The 20727-nt window shown below is 61.3% G+C and carries 23 protein-coding genes, 3 tRNA genes and 2 pseudogenes; 16 read left to right on the top strand and 12 right to left on the bottom strand.

Annotated elements, in window-relative coordinates:
* Positions 1-36: 36 nt before the first annotated feature.
* Positions 37-1311, bottom strand: a complete 1275-nt coding sequence (locus ACO07W_RS07885; protein ID WP_421840071.1) for an IS256 family transposase — start codon at positions 1309-1311, stop codon at positions 37-39.
* Between the two features lie 119 nt (positions 1312-1430).
* Positions 1431-1664: pseudogene (locus ACO07W_RS07880) on the bottom strand (exodeoxyribonuclease V subunit gamma); the annotation flags it as partial.
* A gap of 149 nt (positions 1665-1813) precedes the next feature.
* Here ACO07W_RS07880 and ACO07W_RS07875 point away from each other — a divergent pair.
* Positions 1814-2404, top strand: a complete 591-nt coding sequence (locus ACO07W_RS07875; protein WP_421842188.1) for a hypothetical protein — start codon at positions 1814-1816, stop codon at positions 2402-2404.
* Here the strand turns inward: ACO07W_RS07875 and ACO07W_RS07870 are convergent.
* From ACO07W_RS07870 to ACO07W_RS07860, 3 genes are all read right to left on the bottom strand, one after another.
* A complete protein-coding gene (locus ACO07W_RS07870) occupies positions 2401-3639 on the bottom strand; it encodes a cytochrome P450 (RefSeq protein ID WP_421842186.1) in 1239 nt (412 codons plus the stop codon). The genes ACO07W_RS07875 and ACO07W_RS07870 overlap by 4 nt on opposite strands.
* 73 nt (positions 3640-3712) lie before the next feature.
* Positions 3713-5092, bottom strand: a complete 1380-nt coding sequence (locus ACO07W_RS07865) for an NAD(P)/FAD-dependent oxidoreductase (protein ID WP_421842184.1) — start codon at positions 5090-5092, stop codon at positions 3713-3715.
* Positions 5093-5113: 21 nt separating this feature from the next.
* Positions 5114-5314, bottom strand: a complete 201-nt coding sequence (locus ACO07W_RS07860) for a ferredoxin (protein ID WP_421842182.1) — start codon at positions 5312-5314, stop codon at positions 5114-5116.
* A gap of 140 nt (positions 5315-5454) precedes the next feature.
* Here ACO07W_RS07860 and cynS point away from each other — a divergent pair, with 140 nt between their 5' ends.
* Together cynS and ACO07W_RS07850 are read left to right on the top strand one after the other, a co-directional pair.
* A complete protein-coding gene (cynS, locus tag ACO07W_RS07855; RefSeq protein WP_421842180.1) occupies positions 5455-5922 on the top strand; it encodes a cyanase in 468 nt (155 codons plus the stop codon).
* A 9-nt stretch (positions 5923-5931) separates the two neighbouring features.
* Positions 5932-6971 (top strand): annotated as a pseudogene (locus ACO07W_RS07850) (patatin-like phospholipase family protein).
* A 127-nt stretch (positions 6972-7098) separates the two neighbouring features.
* On the opposite strand, the gene ACO07W_RS07845 reads toward ACO07W_RS07850, so the two are convergent.
* From ACO07W_RS07845 to ACO07W_RS07835, 3 genes are all read right to left on the bottom strand, one after another.
* Positions 7099-7794, bottom strand: coding sequence for a crotonase/enoyl-CoA hydratase family protein (locus ACO07W_RS07845; protein WP_421842178.1), 696 nt, complete (start codon positions 7792-7794; stop codon positions 7099-7101).
* An 82-nt stretch (positions 7795-7876) separates the two neighbouring features.
* Positions 7877-8719 (bottom strand): hypothetical protein, encoded by an 843-nt coding sequence (locus tag ACO07W_RS07840; protein ID WP_421842176.1) that lies wholly within the window; start codon positions 8717-8719, stop codon positions 7877-7879.
* Between the two features lie 178 nt (positions 8720-8897).
* The gene (locus ACO07W_RS07835) at positions 8898-9614 is read right to left on the bottom strand and encodes an MBL fold metallo-hydrolase (protein WP_421842174.1); all 717 of its coding nucleotides are present in this window, start codon (positions 9612-9614) and stop codon (positions 8898-8900) included.
* A 115-nt stretch (positions 9615-9729) separates the two neighbouring features.
* On the opposite strand from ACO07W_RS07835, the gene ACO07W_RS07830 reads away from it, so the two are divergent.
* From ACO07W_RS07830 to rplA, 12 genes are all read left to right on the top strand, one after another.
* Entirely contained in the window at positions 9730-9945 is a 216-nt protein-coding gene (locus ACO07W_RS07830) for a type II toxin-antitoxin system VapB family antitoxin (RefSeq protein WP_421842172.1), read from the top strand.
* 145 nt (positions 9946-10090) lie between these two features.
* Positions 10091-10163 (top strand) — tRNA-Thr (locus tag ACO07W_RS07825).
* 37 nt (positions 10164-10200) lie between these two features.
* Positions 10201-10274: transfer RNA gene (locus ACO07W_RS07820), tRNA-Met, on the top strand.
* Positions 10275-10312: 38 nt separating this feature from the next.
* Positions 10313-10480 (top strand): 50S ribosomal protein L33, encoded by a 168-nt coding sequence (gene rpmG / locus ACO07W_RS07815; protein ID WP_421842170.1) that lies wholly within the window; start codon positions 10313-10315, stop codon positions 10478-10480.
* Between the two features lie 49 nt (positions 10481-10529).
* Positions 10530-11009, top strand: coding sequence for a (3R)-hydroxyacyl-ACP dehydratase subunit HadA (hadA, locus tag ACO07W_RS07810; protein WP_421842168.1), 480 nt, complete (start codon positions 10530-10532; stop codon positions 11007-11009).
* On the top strand, positions 10996-11424 hold the full coding sequence (gene hadB, locus ACO07W_RS07805; RefSeq protein WP_421842166.1) for a (3R)-hydroxyacyl-ACP dehydratase subunit HadB: 429 nt from the start codon (positions 10996-10998) through the stop codon (positions 11422-11424). The genes hadA and hadB overlap by 14 nt, the downstream gene beginning before the upstream one ends.
* Before the next feature lie 3 nt (positions 11425-11427).
* Positions 11428-11928 (top strand): (3R)-hydroxyacyl-ACP dehydratase subunit HadC, encoded by a 501-nt coding sequence (hadC, locus tag ACO07W_RS07800; RefSeq protein WP_421842164.1) that lies wholly within the window; start codon positions 11428-11430, stop codon positions 11926-11928.
* A gap of 213 nt (positions 11929-12141) precedes the next feature.
* Positions 12142-12214 (top strand) — tRNA-Trp (locus ACO07W_RS07795).
* A 94-nt stretch (positions 12215-12308) separates the two neighbouring features.
* On the top strand, positions 12309-12785 hold the full coding sequence (gene secE / locus ACO07W_RS07790; RefSeq protein WP_421842162.1) for a preprotein translocase subunit SecE: 477 nt from the start codon (positions 12309-12311) through the stop codon (positions 12783-12785).
* Between the two features lie 29 nt (positions 12786-12814).
* Positions 12815-13546 carry a transcription termination/antitermination protein NusG gene (nusG, locus tag ACO07W_RS07785; protein ID WP_421842160.1) on the top strand — a complete coding sequence of 244 codons (732 nt, stop codon included), beginning with the start codon at positions 12815-12817 and terminating at the stop codon, positions 13544-13546.
* A 60-nt stretch (positions 13547-13606) separates the two neighbouring features.
* Complete coding sequence (gene rplK, locus ACO07W_RS07780) at positions 13607-14035, top strand: 50S ribosomal protein L11 (protein WP_421842158.1); 429 nt, start codon at positions 13607-13609, stop codon at positions 14033-14035.
* A gap of 148 nt (positions 14036-14183) precedes the next feature.
* A complete protein-coding gene (rplA, locus tag ACO07W_RS07775) occupies positions 14184-14891 on the top strand; it encodes a 50S ribosomal protein L1 (protein WP_421842156.1) in 708 nt (235 codons plus the stop codon).
* Between the two features lie 23 nt (positions 14892-14914).
* Here rplA and mmaA4 read toward each other — a convergent pair whose 3' ends face one another.
* The 3 genes from mmaA4 to mmaA2 all read right to left on the bottom strand — a co-directional run bounded on the left by mmaA4 (position 14915) and on the right by mmaA2 (position 17840).
* The gene (gene mmaA4 / locus ACO07W_RS07770; protein WP_421845864.1) at positions 14915-15817 is read right to left on the bottom strand and encodes a hydroxymycolate synthase MmaA4; all 903 of its coding nucleotides are present in this window, start codon (positions 15815-15817) and stop codon (positions 14915-14917) included.
* Positions 15818-15951: 134 nt separating this feature from the next.
* Complete coding sequence (locus tag ACO07W_RS07765; protein WP_421845863.1) at positions 15952-16833, bottom strand: cyclopropane mycolic acid synthase family methyltransferase; 882 nt, start codon at positions 16831-16833, stop codon at positions 15952-15954.
* Positions 16834-16973: 140 nt separating this feature from the next.
* Positions 16974-17840, bottom strand: coding sequence for a cyclopropane mycolic acid synthase MmaA2 (gene mmaA2, locus ACO07W_RS07760; protein ID WP_421842154.1), 867 nt, complete (start codon positions 17838-17840; stop codon positions 16974-16976).
* Between the two features lie 381 nt (positions 17841-18221).
* Between mmaA2 and ACO07W_RS07755 the strand changes: the two genes are divergently transcribed.
* Positions 18222-19448, top strand: a complete 1227-nt coding sequence (locus ACO07W_RS07755; protein ID WP_421845748.1) for an IS110 family transposase — start codon at positions 18222-18224, stop codon at positions 19446-19448.
* A gap of 25 nt (positions 19449-19473) precedes the next feature.
* On the opposite strand, the gene ACO07W_RS07750 is transcribed toward ACO07W_RS07755, so the two are convergent.
* On the bottom strand, positions 19474-20472 hold the full coding sequence (locus ACO07W_RS07750; protein ID WP_421842152.1) for an Acg family FMN-binding oxidoreductase: 999 nt from the start codon (positions 20470-20472) through the stop codon (positions 19474-19476).
* Positions 20473-20727: the final 255 nt, after the last annotated feature.

The following is a 20727-nucleotide window of genomic DNA, read 5'->3' as shown; positions in this document are numbered from 1 at the left end:
TGTAAAAACGCTGGGCGCATGTTCCTGGTGGTCATGTTACGCGGCGGTGGTGTCGGTCGTGGTTGTTGTGGTGGGGGGATGCAGTGGGCGGGGTGGCTCGAGCAGTTGGTGGCGTAGTTCTTGGAGGTGGCGGCTGGTCGCTGATGTTTGGGTGACTCCGCGCCAGCCGCGGCTGGCGCGGTCGAGGACGGCCCATACCAGCGACAGACAGCTGGTTTCGCCGGGTAGGCGGCCGATGACCTTGACCCGGCGACGGGATTCTCCGAAGGTGCGTTCGATGAGGTTGGAATGGCGGATGCGTGTCCAGTGTTGGCGGGGGAAGCGCAAATGCACGCTCAGCGAGGCGAAGTCGTTGGCCAGGCAAGCGACCGCGGCTGGGTAGAGCCCGCGGTATGTGGTGGTGAACTCCTCGGCGCGGCGGGTGGCTTCATCCACGGCCTGCTGGCCGGGTGGCTGGTCAATGTCATCGAAGATCGACCAGAACGCGGCTTTGATCTCGTCCTGGACCGCGACAGGTGTCTTGGCGATGACGTTACGGCAGCGATGGATCAGACACCGCTGACGCAGGCTTGCCGGAAACGTGGTCTCCCATGCGGCGATCAGGCCCGGCGCCCCGTCGGAGATGCCCAGTAGCGGCGGGCGTAGTCCCCGGTTCCTCAGGTCAGCCAAGAAGTCGGCCCACGCATCAGCCGACTCCGCTGCGGCTGGGGCCAGCCCAATAAACAGGGGCTTGCCGTCGGTGCAGATGCCCCAGGCGGCCAGCACCGGCTCGGCCGGGGCGTTGGGATGCATCCGAAAGTTCGAGGCATCCAAGAACAGGTAGTCCAACACCAGCTCATCAAGGCGTCGAGACGACCACGCAGCGAACTCGTCTTTGATGGCCGCACAAATCCGGCTCACCGTCGAGCGCGACAACGCCGCCTGCGAGCCCAGCACCTCGGCCAACGCGGCCTCGATGTCGCGATCCGACAAACCGCGCACCCATCCCGAAATCACCAACGCCTCCAGAGCGTGGGTGCGCGTCACCCCGGCACCGAATAGCCGCGAACAGAACCGCTCGTCGGTGTCGCGTAGTTTCGGGCGGCATAATTCGACCGAGCCCATCGTGGTCTTCACCGTCGCCGGCGGTTGATACCCATTGCGGTACCCGCCCGGGCCGTCCTGAACCCGACGCTGGTGACGGGCTCGGCCCAACACTGCTTCTACCTCGGCCTCCACGGCGACCTGAAACACCAGACGCACCGATAACCGCCCGACCTCCTCCAAAATCTCGGTCAACGGCCGCTCGGTCGCGGCGAACAACTGATCCATCTCAACACGCACACGCTCAATCGGCGATACTCGCTTGGTCACGGGCGTAGCCCCTCCTTCATAGCTTTCGTCGGTTGCGACGGAACCTACGCCCGTGACCATTTACACCAGCGATGAGACGCGACCAGTGAGCCCGGGCTGCGGAAGAGTACCCCGGCGCACACACCGTCGGCCCTGCCGCTGCTAGAGCCCAGGACGTGCGAGAGCCGTTGACTCAGCCAGCGTTCCACGCCTTTGGTCGGTACGAGCACCAGTTCCGCAGCGAACGGGTCTGGCAACGCGGTGCCCAATAGCGTGCCGAGCGCATCGGCAAGAACGTCGGTGCGTTCGGCACGGTGAAGATGAAGCGCCATTGAGCGTCACCCTAGACCCGGACGGTGATCGTTATCCGCAGCTGGACCGGAGAACTGAGGCTTCGCCGTCAACATGGAACACGTGACAATCGTCCGGCTGATAGCAAATTCCCAGTCGGTGAGGGCAAAAAACGGGCTAGTCTCACCTGATGACCTTCGGCGGACCGCAACCTGTGCCGAGCGCACAGCTGCCGGCAATCGGTGTGCAGGCCCGCTGTCTTCCGGCACCACGCTTCCGGTGGTGGCCGGTTGCTTTGGGGCTGGGGGTGATCCTTGGTATCGCTTTCGCAGTGACGATCCCTATGGTCCGCGTGCTGGCCGAGCACGCGCGTGGCTACCAGGCTGGCGATTGCGTGGTGGTGGAGCCGACTGCTGGCGGTGAGCTACACACAAGAGCCACCGGATGCCGAACTGACCCCAGTTTCACTGTTGCTGGGTTTGCCGATCACGCAGGTACGTGTTCGCCGCAAGGATATGACCGGTTCCGGTCGCCCCTCGCCGACGATGTCACCGGAGAGCTGTGTCTGGTGCCGAACCTCGTTGCGGGTCATTGCTACCGGTTTGGTGTGGCGGTAGGCATCTGGAACGTAAGTGACTGCGTTTCCGCGGTGCCTGCCGTGATCAAGGTGGAAAAGCGACTCGATACCGACGACGCGAGAGCCTGCTCGTCGCGCAGCCAGCTGCCCGCGCGGATCTATCCAGCTCCGCAGCGGACTTACTGCCTGGGGCTCGTTGGCTAAAGATCATTCCGCGGCCGGATTTCGTCGTACTCGATGACCAAGTGCTGTGGGCCGCGGAAGACCTGGCTGACGCGATAGGGCGGCGGGTCCTCGGCCAACCGCGGGTTCGCCACCCGGCTAATGAATGCCGTGAATGCGGTGTTGACCTCCAGTCGGGCCAGCGGACCGCCGAAACAGACATGAATACCGCGTCCCCAGCCGACGTGCTCGTTGTCGGGGCGCTGCGGTTCGAACGTGTTGGGGTCGTCGAAGCGTTGTGGATCTCGGTTGGCCGCACCGTACATCAGATAGATTGGCGAGCCCTTGGGGATCGTGGTGCCCGCGATTTCGATGTCGGCCAGCGCCAATCGAGTTGGGAAGAACTGGACTGACGACTGCAGTCGCAGGGTTTCCTCGATCGCACCAGGAATCAACTCCGGCTGATTGCGCAACATGTTGAGCGATCCAGGGGTGCGCAGCACGGTGAGCACACAGTGCGAGATCAGATTGACCGTCGAGTCATGGCCGGCGACAAAGAGCAGGATAGCGTTGTTGACGATCTCGCCCGCCGGCATCCGTCCGTCTGGTCCGTCGTCGTGGACCAACTGTGAAATCATGCCCGGTCTCGGCGATTTTTTCGCGTCTTCAACCAAGCCCAAGATGTAGGCGTACAAGGCCGCGCTGCTCGCGTCGCCTTTCGCCTGGCGAGCCTGACCTTCCTCGGTCTCGATCTCCGGGCCCAGATCGAAGCGCCCGGCCATGATATCGGCGATCCACCCGTGGAACTGGGGCTCGTCTTCAACCGGCACACCCATGATCCGGCAGATAACGTTTACCGGCAGCGGGTAAGCGAAGTCGTCAACGACGTCCATACGAGTCTTGTTCGCCGCATTGTCCAGCAGTTCATTGACGATCTGCCTGCACAGCGGCTCCTGGTCGGGGATCAGGTCTGGCGAATGGGGCGGCCCGAAAAAGCGCATGCACCGGCGGCGCGCTCGGTCATGGTCAGGTGGATCCTGGGCGATAAAGCTGGGATGGCTACCGGCGGCTTCACCGGAGGGCTGGGAACCTTTGCGGAGGTCGGAACTCACTCGTGTGTCGTGGGCCAGGGCGATCAGCTCGTGGTAGCCGGTAACGGCATAGACGCCCTCACCGACGTGAGCTACCGGCGTCTTGCGTAGCTCGTCGAAGAATGGATATGGATTGGCACGGTTTTCCTGCCGCATCGCCGCGGCGAAGATTTCTTCGGGGTTCATGTGCGCCGCTCCTTCTTATCGCTTCGCTTTGCATCGTTTCCAGCGCGTGTCATATGTGCCGCTGCGAGCCGTTTCACCGCTGACGGGGTCGGAACTCGGCACGCCGTTCGCTGGGATCATGCCCCGTCAACACCACATCCGCGGCGTCAGTCGGAGCGCCCCGTACCGGGAAGTCAGCGGGCAGGACGCGGGTATCGTCCGGAGCGTCAAAACCTGCTGGAGGTGGCGGAAACGGTGCCGATCGCGCGATCAGGTCGTGGTAGTAGTTGATCCATTTGCCGTGGTCGAACGTGACCGCGCCCACGATTCGTCCGGCTTGACCGTAGGCGGCGGCAAAGCAGCGCTGCTGCACCGAGCCCTGCGTAAAGACGATTTCGTTGCCGAAGGAAGGCACACCGACGGATTTGATGTTGACGCCGAACTGGCCCGACCAAAACTGCGGGATCAGCAGGTGGGCACGACGATCGACTTCGTCGCACACCATATTGTGAGCGGCCACCTGGGCACCCAGCACTGCGTTGTCCCAGTGCTCCATCGCCAGGAACTGGTAGTCATAGAGCACATGGGGGGCCCGGGCGATATCCCCAGCTACGAAGATGTGGTCTGTGACCACCCCGTTGATGTCGAACGCTCGGCATCCTGCGTCGCAGCCCACCCCCCAGACTCCGGCCGCAAGCCCGGCTCCGTCGAGCCACTCAACATTGCGGATCGACCCCAACGAGGTGACCACCACGTCGACGTCGAGTGTGGTCCCGTCGGACAGTTGTGCTCGTCGCACGTTTCGATGAACGTCGCCTTCCAACGCCAGCACCGAGACGCCGGTGCGAAGGTCCACCCCGGCGGCACGCTGCATATCTGCGGCAATAGCGCCGATCACCCCGCCGAGCGCACCCGCTAGCGGTGCTGGGCCCCGCTCGGTGACGGTGACCTGCAGCCCAAGCTCACGACATACCGAGGCCACTTCAGAACCGATAAACCCCGAACCTATGACGAGCACCCGCGACGGGCGGTCGGCGAATGCGGCTTGCAGTCGAGCCGCATCGGTGCTGGTGCGCAAGGTGTGAACGCCGCGAAGCGCGGCCTCTTCTGGGTTGGGCCATCGTCGTGACCGGACACCCGTGGCAATCAGCAGGCGATCACCTGCTACCTCGGTGCCGTCAGCCAGCCGTACTAATTGGTTGGCGCGGTCCAGGGCGGTCGCCGGCACGCCCAGATGCCACTGCGCATCCACCGCACGTAGCCGTGGCAGCTTCGTGTGATCAGCGGGCACCCACCCTTTGAGGACCTGTTTGGACAGTGGGGGTCGGTCATATGGTTCGCCCGGCTCGTCGCCGATGATGGTCAGCTGCCCCTGAAAACCCTCTTCGCGTAGCCGTTCGGCGGCACGAAGGCCGGCTAGCGAAGCGCCGACGATGACGATGCGGCCGTTGGACTTGTTGTAATTCCGATTCACGGTGGGCTCACCGAGGATTTGCTACTCGCTGTTGAGTCGTTCGACGACGATCGCCTGGACGGGGCATGATGCCGCGGCTCGCAATACCCGCAAACGCTGGCTATCGTCCGGGTTGGGGTCATAGGTGAGGGCTTCTTCTCCGCTGAGCTTGAGCACCTCCGGTGCCAGCGGTACGCATTGGGCGTACCCGAGGCAGCGGTTCAGGTCGACAACGATGCGCATCGCGACCCCGGTTTCTCGCTAGCTGAAAAACTGATGTTGCGCAGCGTACATCGAGTGACCACGTCAATGACGCGGTTTGCGAACCTTTTCGGCGTTGAGAAAGGGCGCAGCAGCGGAGGCGCCAGCTCTGCGACGGGTGCATGCTGGTGAGCATGACCAGAAATGAGATCACCGAACGGATCGTCTTTGCTCGCCTGGCCAAAGGCCTGACTTGGCAGGAGCTGGCTGACGCAATCGGCAGGCCGGTGGTGTGGACCACGTCCGCATTGCTCGGTCAGCATCCGATTCCCGCCGAGCTGGGCAAGGTGCTGGTTGAGATGCTGGGTCTTGACGAGTCCGCGATTCCGGTGCTGGCGGCGCCACCCACGCGAGGTGGGTTACCTACGCCGGTACCAACCGATCCGACTGTCTATCGACTCTACGAGGCACTTCAGGTGTACGGCGGTGCCATCAAGGAAGTGATCCACGAGCAATTCGGCGACGGCATCATGAGCGCGATCAACTTCAGCGTCGACCTGAAGCGGCGACCTCACCCGTCGGGCGACCGCGTGGTGGTCACGTTCGACGGAAAATTCCTTCCCTACCAGTGGGTCTCGGCTCAGGGCTGAGCAGCGGCTATGGCAAACCAGCTTTCCAAAGTCCGGCGATCCAAACCTGTGGATCTCGTTCTTTCCGGTGGTGGTGTCAAGGGCGTCGGCTTGGTGGGCGCTGTCGTGGCCGTCATGGACGCCGGATACTCGGTCAAGCGTGTGTCTGGGGTCTCGGCTGGTTCCCTGGTCGGATCGATCCTGGCGGCCGCGTCCAACGGCGACCAGCTGACCAGTCATGAAATCAAGGAACTTGCGTTGACCCTGCCGTACCAGAAATTCCGAGATGCTGGCCCCGTCGGCCATGTGCCGGTGGTCGGTCAAGTGTGGGGTCTGTTGCGCGACAACGGAATGTACCGAGGCGACTTCGCCCACGAATGGGTTCGCAGCGAGCTGCGAAATCTAGGTGTGACCACGTTCGGCGATCTGGCGCTCGACGACAAGCAACTGCCGAAGGAGCGCCGTTACCGGCTGGCGGTTACCGTCACCGATGTAACGATCGGGCAGCTGGTACGGCTGCCATGGGATTACCAGCGGATCTATGGGCTCGACCCTGATGAGCAATCGGTGGCCGACGCAGTGCGTGCCTCGAGTCGATACCCTTCTATTTTCGGCCGGTCGGCCTGACCAGCGCGGAAGGGATGGACTCCACGTTGGTGGATGGTGGCGTGCTGTCGAACTTCCCAATCGACTCGTTCGACAGGTGGGACGGCAAGCCGCCGCGCTGGCCTACTTTCGGTATCACGGTGGTACCGAACCTGCCGGAGGGCAATGACGATGTGATCCCCGGACTAGGTGCTTTGCGTTCGCTTCCGTTGCTGGGCCCGCCGTCGTTGCTGGAACAACTCATCACGACCATGTTTGTGGGCCACGACCAAACGTATCTGAACCAGCCGTGGGTCAGTGCCCGCGCGATTCGAGTCGATTCGACGGCCGTCAATTTTCTTGACTTCGGCATCTCCCGAAAAGACGCTGAAGCGCTGTACGAGAAGGGCTATGAAGCGGCCAAGGCATTCCTGTCGACGTGGAGCTGGGTCAAGTATCTCGAACGCTTCCGGCACTTCCAATAAGCTCGCCCTTGATCCGGACGTCCTGCTCGACATGACGACCCGGGGCGGACGTGTCACACTTCTGGGCGGAGGAGGCGGTGGTGTGAGGCGGTTGCCCGGTATTGGTGGGCAACCGCGTCACTTACCCTCAGAGTCCGAATTCGGCTGCTATTCCGTCGATCCCGGCGCGGATCGCTGCGAGCCCGTCAGCGCGGGCGCGTAACTTGGTCGCAGCATGGGCTTGCTGGTTGAGAGCAGCGAATTCTCGCGCTGCTTCCTCTGCGCGGCTGACCACCAACTCCGGCAACGCGATCTCGTCGATATAGCCCGCGGCAAGCGCGGCGTCACCGGAGTACGTCTTGGCCAACCCGGTGGCTTGCTGGTAGGTAGACGGTGTTAGCCGCAGTTTCATTATCTCCAAAGCCGCGTAGGGAATGGTCATGCCGATTGCAACCTCGTTGGCTTGGATGTTGTACGTGTGGGCGGCGACTCGGTGGTCGCCGGACGACAGCAGAAACGCGCCCATCGCGATGGCGTGGCCAGTGCAAGCCATCACCACCGGCTTGGGGTAGGACAAGAGTCGATGCGACAGATCGAAACCGCCCCGGAGCATGTCGATCGCTGGCTGTGTCTCTCCAGAGGTCAGGATTTTCAGGTCGAAGCCGCCGCTGAAGACGCGCGCATTTCCGGTAATCACCAGCGCGCCGGCACCGTCACGGTCGGCGTTGTCGATGGCGTCGCTTAGTGCCTGTTGCATCGCTGGACCCAGCGCGTTGACTTTGCCGTCGTCCATCTGGATCACCGCGATGGAATCCTTGAGGCTATAGGTAGCCGGGCCGCCCATGATTACTCCTTCGGTATAGCCAGCTCGTCGATTGAATCAGATCCGCATCCGGGATTTCGGCAGGCCCGTGGTTTGTCTTCAATCAGGCCACCGGGCCGCGCTGGTCCCTGAGCTCGTTTTCGGCGTCACCCCAGCGCACGTTGACTTCGGTGGGCACGTCGAGTTGTCTCCTGCGCCATCTCTCCTGGGTTTCGGCCACGGCGCGGTTGATTCGCTCGATCTCGCTGCGGATCACGTCGGGGCGGGTTTCCTTGCTCACGTAGTGGAAATAGGTCAGCACGGCGCGCAGCAGCTCCAATTTCTGCTTTTCCCTCTTGGCCCGGTCGTGCGTAGTCATCAGCTCGATACGCTGTACGGGCGGCAGAGTGTCCCAGTCCAGCACCACTTTGGTTTCCAACCGTCGCCGGCCGCGATGCCAGAAGCGCCACCTGCGGGGCTGCTGGGGGCGGTCGTAGTAGGTCACGGTGCCGGGGAAGCGTGACTCGACCCCGCGCCCGATTTCAGCGCGGTCGATCGCTGAGTCCCAGACCATCCTCCACTCCTGGCCGGGTGCCAACGTCGGCAGTTCGCGGGGGAGTTGCAGTTCTACGACGTCGGCGTAGCCCTCCGAGGCATTCTCATACTCGGCCACGGTTGGCGGGTTGGGAAATGAGAAGCCGATGTCGTATGCGGCGGTGCGGCCAAAATTTCTGACAACGAGTTCGATGACATGCCAATCCGCGACGTGGGGTTCCATGAGCATGGCCACGTAGGGCCTGGCTTGTTCCGCGGTGAGTTGACGGTTACGTTGAATCTGCCGGTTGGTCAAGATCAGCGCGATCACGCCGATCGTAAGCGCCGCCCACACCGCCCATGCGACCCAGGTGCCGGAGTCGATTTTGGTGACCCCCCGCAAGCTGGCCTGGAACCACCCCTCCGAACCCATCTTCCGCTTATACCACAGTGCTTGCTAGCCCCACTTTCTGCTGACTTGATCGCTGGGACGCGCGGACGAATGTTGCTGGAAGGCAACTGATTGCGTTCGTAGTGGACACCGATGTTGTGCTATTGGAGGCGGGATGCGCGCAAGCGCGATCCGGTACTCAAACAAATTATCGAATTCGTCAGTTGCCCATCATTACTCGCCACTGGTCGAGGTCGGTGGCGCGGTAGACGTAGTTGGAACGCGTGACTTCTGAAAGTGACGCGCTCGGATCGGCCGAATACCAGTGTCCGGGAAATACCGTCGGGTTGCCGGGAAGCTTGGCAAGCTGCTGCAGACTTCGGTACATCTCGTCGGAATCGCCACCTGGAAAATCGGTGCGCCCACAGCCTTCCAGGAACAATGTGTCACCGGCGACCAGTCGGCCGTCAAGGAGGAAGCACTGGCTGCCCGGGGTGTGGCCTGGAGTATGCAACAACTCTATTTCGATATCGCCAATGCTGACCTTGTCGTGGTTTTGGTGAGTGGTTAAGTCACCGATAGGGATCCCTGTCACCCGGGAAACCCACAGCGCCTCATCGGCATGAACATGCACGGGCACCGTCGCGCGCTCGAGGAGCTCGGTTAGGCCCGGCATGTTGAAACCCATCATCGAGCCGCCGACATGGTCAGGATGATGGTGGGTGACCAGGACCCCGGCCAGACGCATGCCGTCCGACTCCAGCGCGTCAACCAAGTCTCCGGCGGCGTATGCCGGATCGACGAGCACGCAATCCCTGGTCTGGCGGTCCCCGATAACGTAAGCGAAATTGCGCATCTGAGTCGCGAACATGTCGCCGACGGCGAAATCGCGACCGGAAAGCAGTTGACGAAAGTAGAGCCGTTCAGAATCTGACACGTCACCAGACTAAGGCTCCGCCGAAACCCGTCAAACTATCTTACGATCGCGTATGTTTCCTTAGTTCTTACATTGATTGCTGTAGGTATCGGACGGCTGTGGGTATTGTTGGCACATGCTGAAGAAGGTCGAGATCGAGGTTGATGACGATCTGGTCCAAGAGGTGATACGTCGGCACCGCCTGCTCGGCACTCGGGAAGCCGTCAATCTCGCACTGCGGACCCTGCTAAGGAAGGACAATGCTGCAGCACCGGAGCATACGAATGACGAGTTTGACGAGTTCAGTGATCTGAGCGCGTGGATCCCCGAGGGGCGCGGCGCAAGCGGGTAATTACCCGACGGTTCCAGCTCCGCTACCGAGCTCTAGCACCCAATGCCGCAGGGTCTCGGTAGCCACCCCTTGGTTTGGTGCTGCTGCTGGCCAGGTTGTACCCTCTTTTCTGGCCCGAGGCACGACTGGTCGCTACGGGTGAGCGGCCCCCTTAGCTCAGTCGGTAGAGCGTTTCCATGGTAAGGAAAAGGTCAACGGTTCGATTCCGTTAGGGGGCTCGGCGGGACGCCGAGCAGGCTGGCGGCGCCAACCAGAGGCGATGTAGCTCAGTCGGTTAGAGCGAACGACTCATAATCGTTAGGTCGCCGGTTCGAGTCCGGCCATCGCTACAACCCCAACAACGAGATCTTGTGAGAGAGAAACGGATATGGCTTCCAGTACCGATGTGCGGCCGAAGGTCACTTTGGCATGCGAGGTGTGCAAGCACCGCAACTACATCACGAAGAAGAACCGGCGTAACGACCCCGACCGGCTGGAGCTCAAGAAGTTCTGCCCAAACTGCGGCAAGCATGAATCGCACCGCGAGACCCGGTAGCGCCGCCCCGCCGATAATTACTCAGATTGACTAGGTAGGTTTTATCACCGTGGCGTTGACGGCAGACATCGTCGGGATGCATTATCGCTACCCGGACCACTACGAGGTGGAACGCGAGAAGATCCGCGAATACGCCGAAGCCGTGCAGAATGACGACGCGGCGTTCTTCGCCGAGAGTGCTGCCGAAGAACTGGGCTACCAGTCGCTGTTGGCTCCGCTGACATTCATTTGTGTCTTCGGATATAAGGCGCAGTTGTCTTTTTTTCAGAATGCCAACATCGCGATCGAGGAGGCGCAGATCGTTCAGGTGGATCAGGTGCTGAAGTTTCACGCGCCGATCCAAGCGGGCGACAAGCTCTACTGCGATGTATGGGTCGACTCGATGCGCAGCGCGCACAGTGCTCAGATCATCGTGACCAAGAATGTCATCACCAACGACAAAGGTGACATCGTCCAGGAGACCTACACAACCCTGGCGGGGCGTGCCGGCGGGGATGGGGAAGAGGGATTTGCTGATGGCTCTGCGTGAGTTCAGTTCGGTGCAGGTGGGCGACCAGCTTCCGGAGAAGGTGTATCCGTTGACTCGCCAGGATCTGGTCAACTATGCCGGGGTATCGGGTGACTTGAACCCGATCCACTGGGACGACGAGATCGCCAAGGTCGTCGGCCTGGACACCGCTATCGCACACGGCATGCTGACGATGGGCCTGGGTGGCGGCTACGTCACGTCGTGGGTTGGCGACCCGGGTGCGGTCACCGAGTACAACGTGCGGTTCACTTCGGTGGTCCCAGTGCCCAACGACGGCAAGGGCGCCGAGATCGTGTTCAGTGGCCGGGTGAAGTCGGTCGATCCGGACAGCAAATCGGTGACTGTCGCGCTTACGGCCACCACTGGCGGCAAGAAGATCTTCGGCCGGGCTATCGCGTCAGCGAAGCTGGCGTAGCGCGTGGCTCTCAAGACCGACATCCGGGGGATGGTTTGGCAGTACGCGGACCATTTCGTCGTGGGCCGCGAGCAGATCCGCGCGTTCGCCGGCGCGATCAAGTGCGAAGATGCGGCCAGCTTCGATGAGGACGCTGCCGCCGAGCTTGGCCACGGCAACATTGTTGCTCCACTGACCTACGTGTCAATTTTAGCCAGCCTGGTTCAGCGGGACTTCTTCCGCAATGTCGACGTCGGCATGGAGACCTTGCAGATCGTCCAGGTCGATCAGAAATTCGTCTACAGCAGACCGGTATATGCGGGCGACACACTGTACGCCCGCATGGAGGTCGTGTCGGTGGACGAGCGCTTCGGTGCCGATATCGTGGTTACCAGGAACGTCTGTACCGACACCGACGGCGAGGTGGTCCTGGTCGGTTACACCACCATGATGGGGCACGAGGGTGACAGCTCGATCGAGCTCAAGTGGGACAAGGAATCTGGTCAGGTCGTCAGAACTGGGTGATTAGTAACCGGCACCTGCGCCGATGTACACTCGTCCCTTGGGGTTTTCCCATTACAAGCGCGCTTTCCGTGAGTCGAACGAACGGGGCCAAACGGCGAGCCGGAGGCGAGTTGACCGCCTTCCGCCGATCTCCGCGATCACCGAATCGGGGGCGCGCGTGTCATGTGAGCCTCGGCACACTGGGTTGGTCTGGGCATGTCTTGCCAACCGCGAAGGGGCGTAGCTCAACTGGCAGAGCAGCGGTCTCCAAAACCGCAGGTTGCAGGTTCAAGTCCTGTCGCCCCTGCTGAAGGCGAATACGTGCCTATGGTGGACACTGAGAGGATGTCCGAGCACCGCGAGACGGCTCGCGGGATAGCAAGCGAACGAAGGAGCATGCGGTGAGCGACGAGGGCGACGCTGCCGACGACGTCGCGGGCGACGGTGGCGACAATGAGGACGGCCACGGTAGTGGAGGTCGGACAGCCCTGGTGACCGAGTCGGCTGCGCGGCCGCAACGCCCTTCGGGTAAGCGGTCCAGGCAACGTGCGGTGGACACCGATGACGACCTCGACGGCGACGAGTCGTCGACTGAGGCCTCCGCGGAGGCCTCTGGCGCCAAAAAGGGCAAGAGGGCAGCGAAGTCCGGGAAGGTTCAGAAATCGAAAAAATCGGGCGGCGGATCCACCAACCCGATCGCGTTTGTCTATAACTACCTGAAACAGGTCGTTAACGAGATGCGGAAGGTGATCTGGCCGAACCGCAAACAAATGATCAGCTACACCACGGTGGTGCTGGTGTTTCTGGCCTTCATGGTGGCGCTGGTCGCCCTCGCCGACCTGGGCCTGACCAAGCTGGTCTTATTGGTGTTCGGCTGAGGTTCGAAAGACAGAGAGGACTGTGAACCGTGACTACCTTCGACGGTGAAACGTCTGCCGGTGAGGCGGTCGACGCGCAGGAAGCCGACCTCGAACAGGTCGGTGAGGCTGAAGCCCCTGCGGAGCCGGCTGAAGAGGTCAACCCGGCCGCCGCGCTCAAAGCTGAGCTGCGCGGCAAGCCAGGCGACTGGTATGTCGTGCACTCTTATGCGGGATACGAGAACAAGGTGAAAGCCAACCTCGAAACCCGCGTGCAGAACCTTGACGTCGGCGACTACATCTTCCAGGTGGAAGTGCCCACCGAAGAGGTCACCGAGATCAAGAACGGTCAACGCAAGCAGGTCAACCGTAAGGTGCTGCCGGGCTACATCCTGGTACGCATGGATTTGACCGACGATTCGTGGGCTGCGGTGCGCAATACCCCGGGAGTCACGGGCTTCGTGGGCGCGACGTCGCGGCCGTCGTCGCTGGCACTGGACGACGTAGTGAAGTTTCTCCTCCCACCAGGTTCGGCGAAGAAGCCCGCGAAAGGCACGACTAGCACTGCTGCCGCGACCGAGGCGAGCGGTCTGGAACGTCCAGCTGTTGAGGTTGACTATGAAGTGGGCGAGTCGGTCACGGTTATGGACGGTCCCTTCGCCACGTTGCCGGCCACAATTAGCGAGATCAACGCCGAACAACAGAAGCTCAAGGTGCTGGTGTCCATCTTTGGTCGTGAGACACCAGTGGAACTGACCTTTAACCAGGTCTCAAAGATCTGACCAGCTGACCCGGCTACGGAACAGCTGGACGCATTAATCAGGAAGGAACATCGAGACCCCATGGCCCCGAAGAAGAAGGTTACCGGGCTGATCAAGCTGCAGATCGTGGCAGGCCAGGCCAACCCGGCCCCGCCCGTCGGCCCCGCGCTCGGCCAACACGGCGTCAACATCATGGAGTTCTGCAAGGCGTACAACGCGGCGACGGAGAACCAGCGCGGCAACGTCATCCCGGTGGAGATCACGGTCTACGAAGATCGCAGCTTCACTTTCGCCCTCAAGACGCCCCCTGCGGCCAAGCTGCTACTCAAGGCGGCCGGTGTGGCGAAGGGTTCGGCGGAGCCGCACAAAACCAAGGTCGCTAAGGTCAGCTGGGATCAAGTTCGCGAGATCGCTGAGACCAAGAAGACCGATCTCAATGCCAATGACATTGACGCGGCGGCCAAGATCATCGCTGGAACCGCTCGATCGATGGGTATCACCGTCGAGTAGCCGTGTGCGGTGGCCAGCCCTACCGGTCACCGATACGGCATCGATCACCGCGTGACACCCCTGAGACGAGTTCGACAATAGAACAGACGTGGGAGGGCTAGCTACGGCCCGATTGGTAACCACACCCCAACATCAGATTGGACAAGCAATGAGCAAGAACAGCAAGGCATATCGGGCCGCCGCGGAGAAGGTGGACCGCAACAACCTGTACACCCCGCTTCAAGCGGCCAAGCTGGCAAAAGAAACCTCGTCGGCCAAACAGGACGCAACCGTCGAAGTAGCGATCCGGCTCGGCGTGGACCCGCGTAAGGCCGATCAGATGGTCCGTGGCACGGTCAACCTGCCGCATGGCACTGGCAAGACCGCCCGGGTCGCAGTGTTCGCTGTCGGGGAGAAGGCTGACGCGGCCGTCGCAGCCGGCGCTGATGTTGTGGGGAGCGACGATCTGATCGAGAAGATTCAGGGTGGCTGGTTGGAATTTGACGCGGCGATCGCGACGCCGGATCAGATGGCCAAGGTCGGTCGTATCGCCAGGGTGCTGGGCCCGCGCGGCCTGATGCCGAACCCCAAAACCGGTACGGTCACCCCGGACGTCACCAAAGCCGTCGCCGATATCAAAGGTGGCAAGATCAACTTCCGGGTGGATAAGCAAGCCAATCTGCACTTTGTCATCGGCAAAGCATCGTTCGACGTGAACGTGCTGGCCGAAAACTACGGCGCCGCGATTGACGAGGTGCTGCGGCTCAAGCCCTCCTCGTCAAAGGGGCGCTACCTGAAGAAGATCACCGTGTCGACAACGACGGGCCCGGGCATCCCAGTGGACCCGTCTATCACCCGCAACTTCGTCGAGGCTTAGGTCTTCCGGGGTCTTCCGGGGGCCTAGCCGACGCCAGGCTTCAGGTAGGTCACCAGGCTGCAGTCGAGCAGCTCGTCAGTGAAGTAGTGCTGGCAACCCCGCAGGTACTTCATGTAGCGGTTGTAGACCTCTTCGGAGGTGATGCCGATGGCTTTGTCCCGATTGGATTCCAGTGCGTCGCCCCAGGCATTGAGGGTCTTTATGTAGTGCGGCTGCAGCGAAATCGGTTCCGGGACGGTGAAACCGGCGTTTTCACCGTGTTCGACCATCATTTCGGTGGTCGGCAGCCGCCCGCCGGGGAAGATCTCGGTGACGATGAATTTGATGAAACGCATCGTCTCGAAGGTCAGTTTCTTGCCTCGGGCGGCGATGTTGTAGGGGTGATAGCTAACGCTGCTTTGAACAGTCATGCGTCCGTCGTCGGGCATGATCGCGAAACAGCGCTTGAAGAAGTCGTCGTAGTTCTCGTGCCCGAAGTGCTCGAAGGCTTCAATCGACACGATCCGGTCGACTTGGTCGCCGAAATCCTCCCAGCCCTTTAGGACGGCGCGGCACGATCGATCGGTGTCGATCGCGGACAGCACCTGCTGGCTCCGAGCTTGCTGATTCTTCGACAGAGTAAGGCCGACGACGTTGACGTCGAACCGCTCGACAGCCCGTTTCAAGGTGGTGCCCCAGCCGCAGCCGATGTCCAGCAGCGTCATTCCGGGCTTGAGGTCCAGCTGGTCCAAATTGAGGTCGATCTTGGCGTACTGGGCCTCTTCGAGCGTCAGCTCCGGTCGTTCGAAGTAAGCGCAGCTGTAGGTTCGGGTCGGGTCCTGGAATAGGGCGAAGAAATCGTCGGAGACGTCGTAATGTGCCTGGATGTCCTCCGAGCGCGTCCGCGTGGTCGTCGGGCTCGTTAGTTGCTCAGCCATTGTCTTCATGCTCTCCTGGACGATGCTCACTACTTGAACATGCGCACCGTTGGCCGGTGCGGTGTAACCCTACTCATTATCGAGGAATAACCTGATTATTGCCGCGATGCCACGCGCTCCCGGCCCATCGGTGGGCCGAAAGCCTACTTAGTCAGCGTGAACTGATTGCAGTCGATATAGCCGACCCGGAATCCCTTAGCGCAGCCCGTCAAATACTTGATATAGCGCTCGTAGACCTCTTCGGACTGAATCTCGATGGCTTCGTCCTTGCGCGCCTCCAGGGCTGCTTTCCAAAAATCGAGGGTTCTGGCGAAGTCTGACTGCAGCGACTGGGCATTGGTCACTTTGAAGCCCGCTTTCGTCGCATGCTCGTTAACCTTTTCGATCGACGGAAGCCGACCACCCGGGAAAATTTCGGTCAGGATGAACTTGATGAAGCGGGCCATCTCAAACGATAGTGGTAAAGCCTTGGCGGCCGCCTCCTTTGGGGTCACCCCGGTGATCGAGTGCAGCAGCATCACGCCGTCGTTGGGCAAGGTGTTGTAAGCGAACCGGAAGAAATCGTTGTAACGCTCGAAGCCGAAATGCTCCAACGCCTCAATAGTGACGATCCGGTCCACTGGCTCGCTGAACTCGCCCCAGTCGCTCAGCAGTACCTTGTGTGAGCGGCGCGTGTCGACGCCACCGAGCACTCGTTGGGCGTAGGCGTGCTGGTTCCGGGAAAGGGTGAGTCCCACGACGTTGACGTCGTACTTCTCGATGGCCCGTTTCATCGTCGAACCCCAGCCGCATCCGATATCGAGCAGGGTCATTCCCGGCTCTAGACCCAGCTTTCCCAGCGTCAGATCGAGCTTGGCGACCTGCGCTTCATGCAGAGTCATATCGTCGCGCTCGAAGTAGGCGCAACTGTAGGTGCACGTCGGATCCTGGAATAACGCGAAAAAATCGTTAGATATGTCGTAATGGGCCTGAACGTCCCGAAGGTTGGAGCGCGCGTCGGCGGCACCCGTTGACTTGTAAGGCAATTGTCCTCCCGGTGTGAGGGGCAGCCCCACCCGGTTGCCTTCTCCCGAACCCTACACCGGGCCCGGCATATCTCCTGCATTTTGCCGATTAGCGGACCGCGCGATGGCGCAAGGTCAGAAATCAGGCGGATCTGCGTCAGTCACGACTTCACCAACGTGAACTGGTTGACGTCGATGTAACCGGAGCGGAATGCGTCGGCGCAGCCGGTTAGGTACTTCATGTACCGCTCATAGACCTCTTCGGACTGGATCTCAATGGCTTCGCTTCGGCGAGCCTCGAGCCCCTCAGCCCACAGATCCAGGGTCCGCGCGTAGTGTTGCTGCAGTGACTGCCGGCGGGTCAGGGTGAAACCTGCTTTAGCTGAATGCTTTTCGACCATCTCGATCGCGGGCAAACGGCCACCCGGGAAGATCTCGGTCACGATGAACTTGATGAACCGTGCGATCTCGAATGTCAGCGGCAGACCGCGCTCGCTCATCTGCGCTGGCGTCAGCCCGGTGATCGTGTGTAGCAGCATCACGCCGTCATCCGGCAGGACGTTGTGGGCCATGGCGAAGAAGTCGTCGTAGCGGTCATGGCCGAAGTGTTCGAACGCGCCGATTGACACAATCCGGTCGACGGGTTCGTTGAACTGTTCCCAGCCGTCTAGCGCCACTCGGCGGCTGCGGGGGCTATCCATTTCGTCAAGCGATTTCTGCACGTGGGCAGCCTGGTTCTTGGACAGTGTCAGCCCGATGACGTTGACGTCGTGCTTCTCGATGGCCCGGCGCATGGTGGCGCCCCATCCGCATCCCACGTCGAGCAGGGTCATCCCGGGTTGCAGGCCCAGTTTGCCCAGTGCCAAATCGATTTTCGCGATCTGGGCTTCTTCCAGAGTCATGTCATCGCGCTCGAAATATGCGCAGCTGTAGGTCTGGGTGGGATCGAGAAACAGGCGGAAGAAGTCATCGGACAAGTCGTAGTGTGCCTGTACATCATCGAAGTGCGGTTTTAGCTTCTGTGCCATGGGTTTTGTGTGTCTAATCGTTTAGTAGGGATTGGTTACCGGTCCGGGTGTTGGTGACCGGGGCCTGTTTCTTGCGGGATCTGCCGTCAGGTGACGTCTGGTGTTCCCGTCGTTCGACGACTTGAGAAAGAGCGGCGCGTCTGGCGGCAGGTCTTGTCGGGTTGGTGGTGAGATTCCGTTGCCCGAGCCCGTCGCAGGGGTGACTTCCTGATGGTTGTTCTCGAGCCTTGAGCTCTTCGACAGAACGAAGTCCTGCGATGTGCTGGAGTCACGGACGGCTAGTGAGATGACGGACCTTGGAGTCCCGCGATTAGGGCGCCGCGTGAGTCCACCGGTAACGGCGCAACCATCCACCGACGAAAAAGTGAGGACGTCTTGGGCTTGTTTTGTGGAATCGACTGGGCTACTGAGCATCACGATGTTGCTGTGGTTGATGACGACGGGAGGGTGGTAGCCCGTGCACGGCTGGGCAATGATGCGGCCGGGTTCGCGCAGCTGTTGACGTTGCTGGCTGAGGCCGGTGACAGTGCCGCTGATCCGATACCAGTGGGGATGGAAACTGATCGTGGCCTGTGGGTGGCGGCGCTGCGAGAAACTGGCCGGGTGATTTATCCGATCAACCCGTTGGCGGCTTCGCGGTATCGGGCACGGTATGCGGTGTCGGGGGCCAAATCCGATGGTGCCGACGCGGTGCTGCTGGCCAATATTGTGCGCACCGACCCCGGCGCGCACCGCCCATTGCCCGCCGACACCGAGTTGGCCCAGGCGATCCGGGTGCTGGCCCGCGCTCAGCAAGACGCGGTATGGGCACGTCAACACATCGGCAACCAGATTCGCGATGTGCTCAAAGATTTCTACCCGGCGGCCATCACCGCGTTCGCCGACCTGCCCGAGGGCGGGCTGGCTCGTCGAGATGCGCGCACCATCTTGGCTGCTGCACCAACCCCCACCCAGGCGACCAAGCTGACCCCGGCCCGACTGCGCCGACTGCTGGCCAAGGCCGGCCGCCGCCGCCATCTCGACCGTGACATCGAACGGTTGCGGGAGGTGTTCACCGACACCTACCTGCACCAACCACCGGTCGTGGAGAACGCGATGGGTATCCAATTGGCAGGGCTGCTGGGTCAGTTCGAGGCTGCCTGCACCACTGCTGCTGATCTCGCCGAGGCGGCAACCGCCCATTTTGAGCAGCACCCGGACTCCACGATCATCACCAGCTTCCCCGGACTGGGGAACCTGGCCGGTGCCCGGGTACTCGCCGAGATCGGTGATGACCGCGCCCGCTTCACCGACGCCCGCGGACTGAAAGCATTCGCCGGAGCCGCGCCGATCACCCGCGCCAGCGGCAAGAAAACCCTCGTGTTGCACCGCCATATCAAGAACCGGCGCCTGGCCGCCGTGGGTCCCATCTGGGCTTTGGCATCGCTGCGCGCCTCGCCGGGCGCCCGTCGCCACTACGACACCCGCCGCGCCGCAGGAGACTGGAACCACCAAGCCCAACGACATCTGTTCAACAAATTCCTCGGCCAACTCCACCACTGCCTGCAAACCGGCCAGCACTACACCGAACATCTAGCCTTTCCACCTCCTCCCTCGCTCGTGGCTTGACTTTTAACTTCGTGAGATGTCTTGCTCAACCATGCGTATCGGTGTGCACGGCCAGGACATCTTGTAACGGGCGTCGCGGCGTCATGGGCGGTACCGCTGCACCGACATCTGGGGTCTCGCCGACGCGGATCAGAAGTTGCGGCATCGCTTCCCGCCCGGTTAGGGAGCCGATGACGCTACGGCTTGATTGCAGTTCTGTCAGATGGGTCACCGTACATGTTGCCAGCCGAGCTAACGTGCACTCCAGCAGCACTGCCGACAATGCCTCGCCGCACCGCAAGGCGTCGTTACGGGTGTTGTGGTCGGTGGACAAAACCAGCACTGTGGAGCGATCTTCTCCACTGCTGGTTCGGCAGGTGTTGTGCGCGGTAACCGGAAAAGTGCGTCCTATGTCAACGAGGTCATTTTCAGCCGCGGACACCAATGAACTGCGTGGAATTCCATCATAATTCTCGAAATGACCAGTCCACCAGTCTAATTCGTTGTGATAGGTGGAATCATACAGTCGTAGCGATTCGGCAAGTTCTGACACTCTAGCGAACTCGGGGCGCAGGTCGGTGGCCACTACATCGAGGTGGACGGCCATGTCATCGGTCGTGTTGCGTATTGCAGTCTCAAGGGATTCCCAGTTCTTAGGTGGGGTGAAGGGAAGCCGATTCGTGCGCCGATGTTCGATCGCCTCAGCGCGGTCGCGAAGCCGATCGGTGACGTCGCGTATGGGGCGGAAATCGATTGATGCGAGGTGATCAACGCTACTTGGGGTGGGAAACCTGTTGATGTCGGAAACCCAACCGGCTGCTGCCATCGCAACCTTTAGATGGTCGAGCACCGCCCCGCAGCTGATGTAGGCCTCGCGCCCCAATGTGTCGGTGGAGTGCAAAACCCGGCTGCGATCGAGGTACAGATGCAGCTTTGCGCCGTCAGTGGCCCAATTCCAGGGTTGGCTGTTGTGCAAAGAAGGGGCCCGGCACGCCAACTGCACCGCAGCCTTGAGTGTGCCGGCATTCACCAACGTATCCGGCATGATCAACCTCCAGTTCCTAATCGTTTAGTAGGGATTGGTTACCGGTCCGGGTGTTGGTGACCGGGGCCTGTTTCTTGCGGGATCTGCCGTCAGGTGACGTCTGGTGTTCCCGTCGTTCGACGACTTGAGAAAGAGCGGCGCGTCTGGCGGCAGGTCTTGTCGGGTTGGTGGTGAGATTCCGTTGCCCGAGCCCGTCGCAGGGGTGACTTCCTGATGGTTGTTCTCGAGCCTTGAGCTCTTCGACAGAACGAAGTC

It is taken from the genome of Mycobacterium sp. (genome assembly GCF_965230835.1).
Lineage (GTDB): Bacteria > Actinomycetota > Actinomycetes > Mycobacteriales > Mycobacteriaceae > Mycobacterium.
The sequence above is the reverse complement of the archived record's forward strand: the minus strand, read 5'-3'. Positions and strand labels throughout refer to the sequence as shown.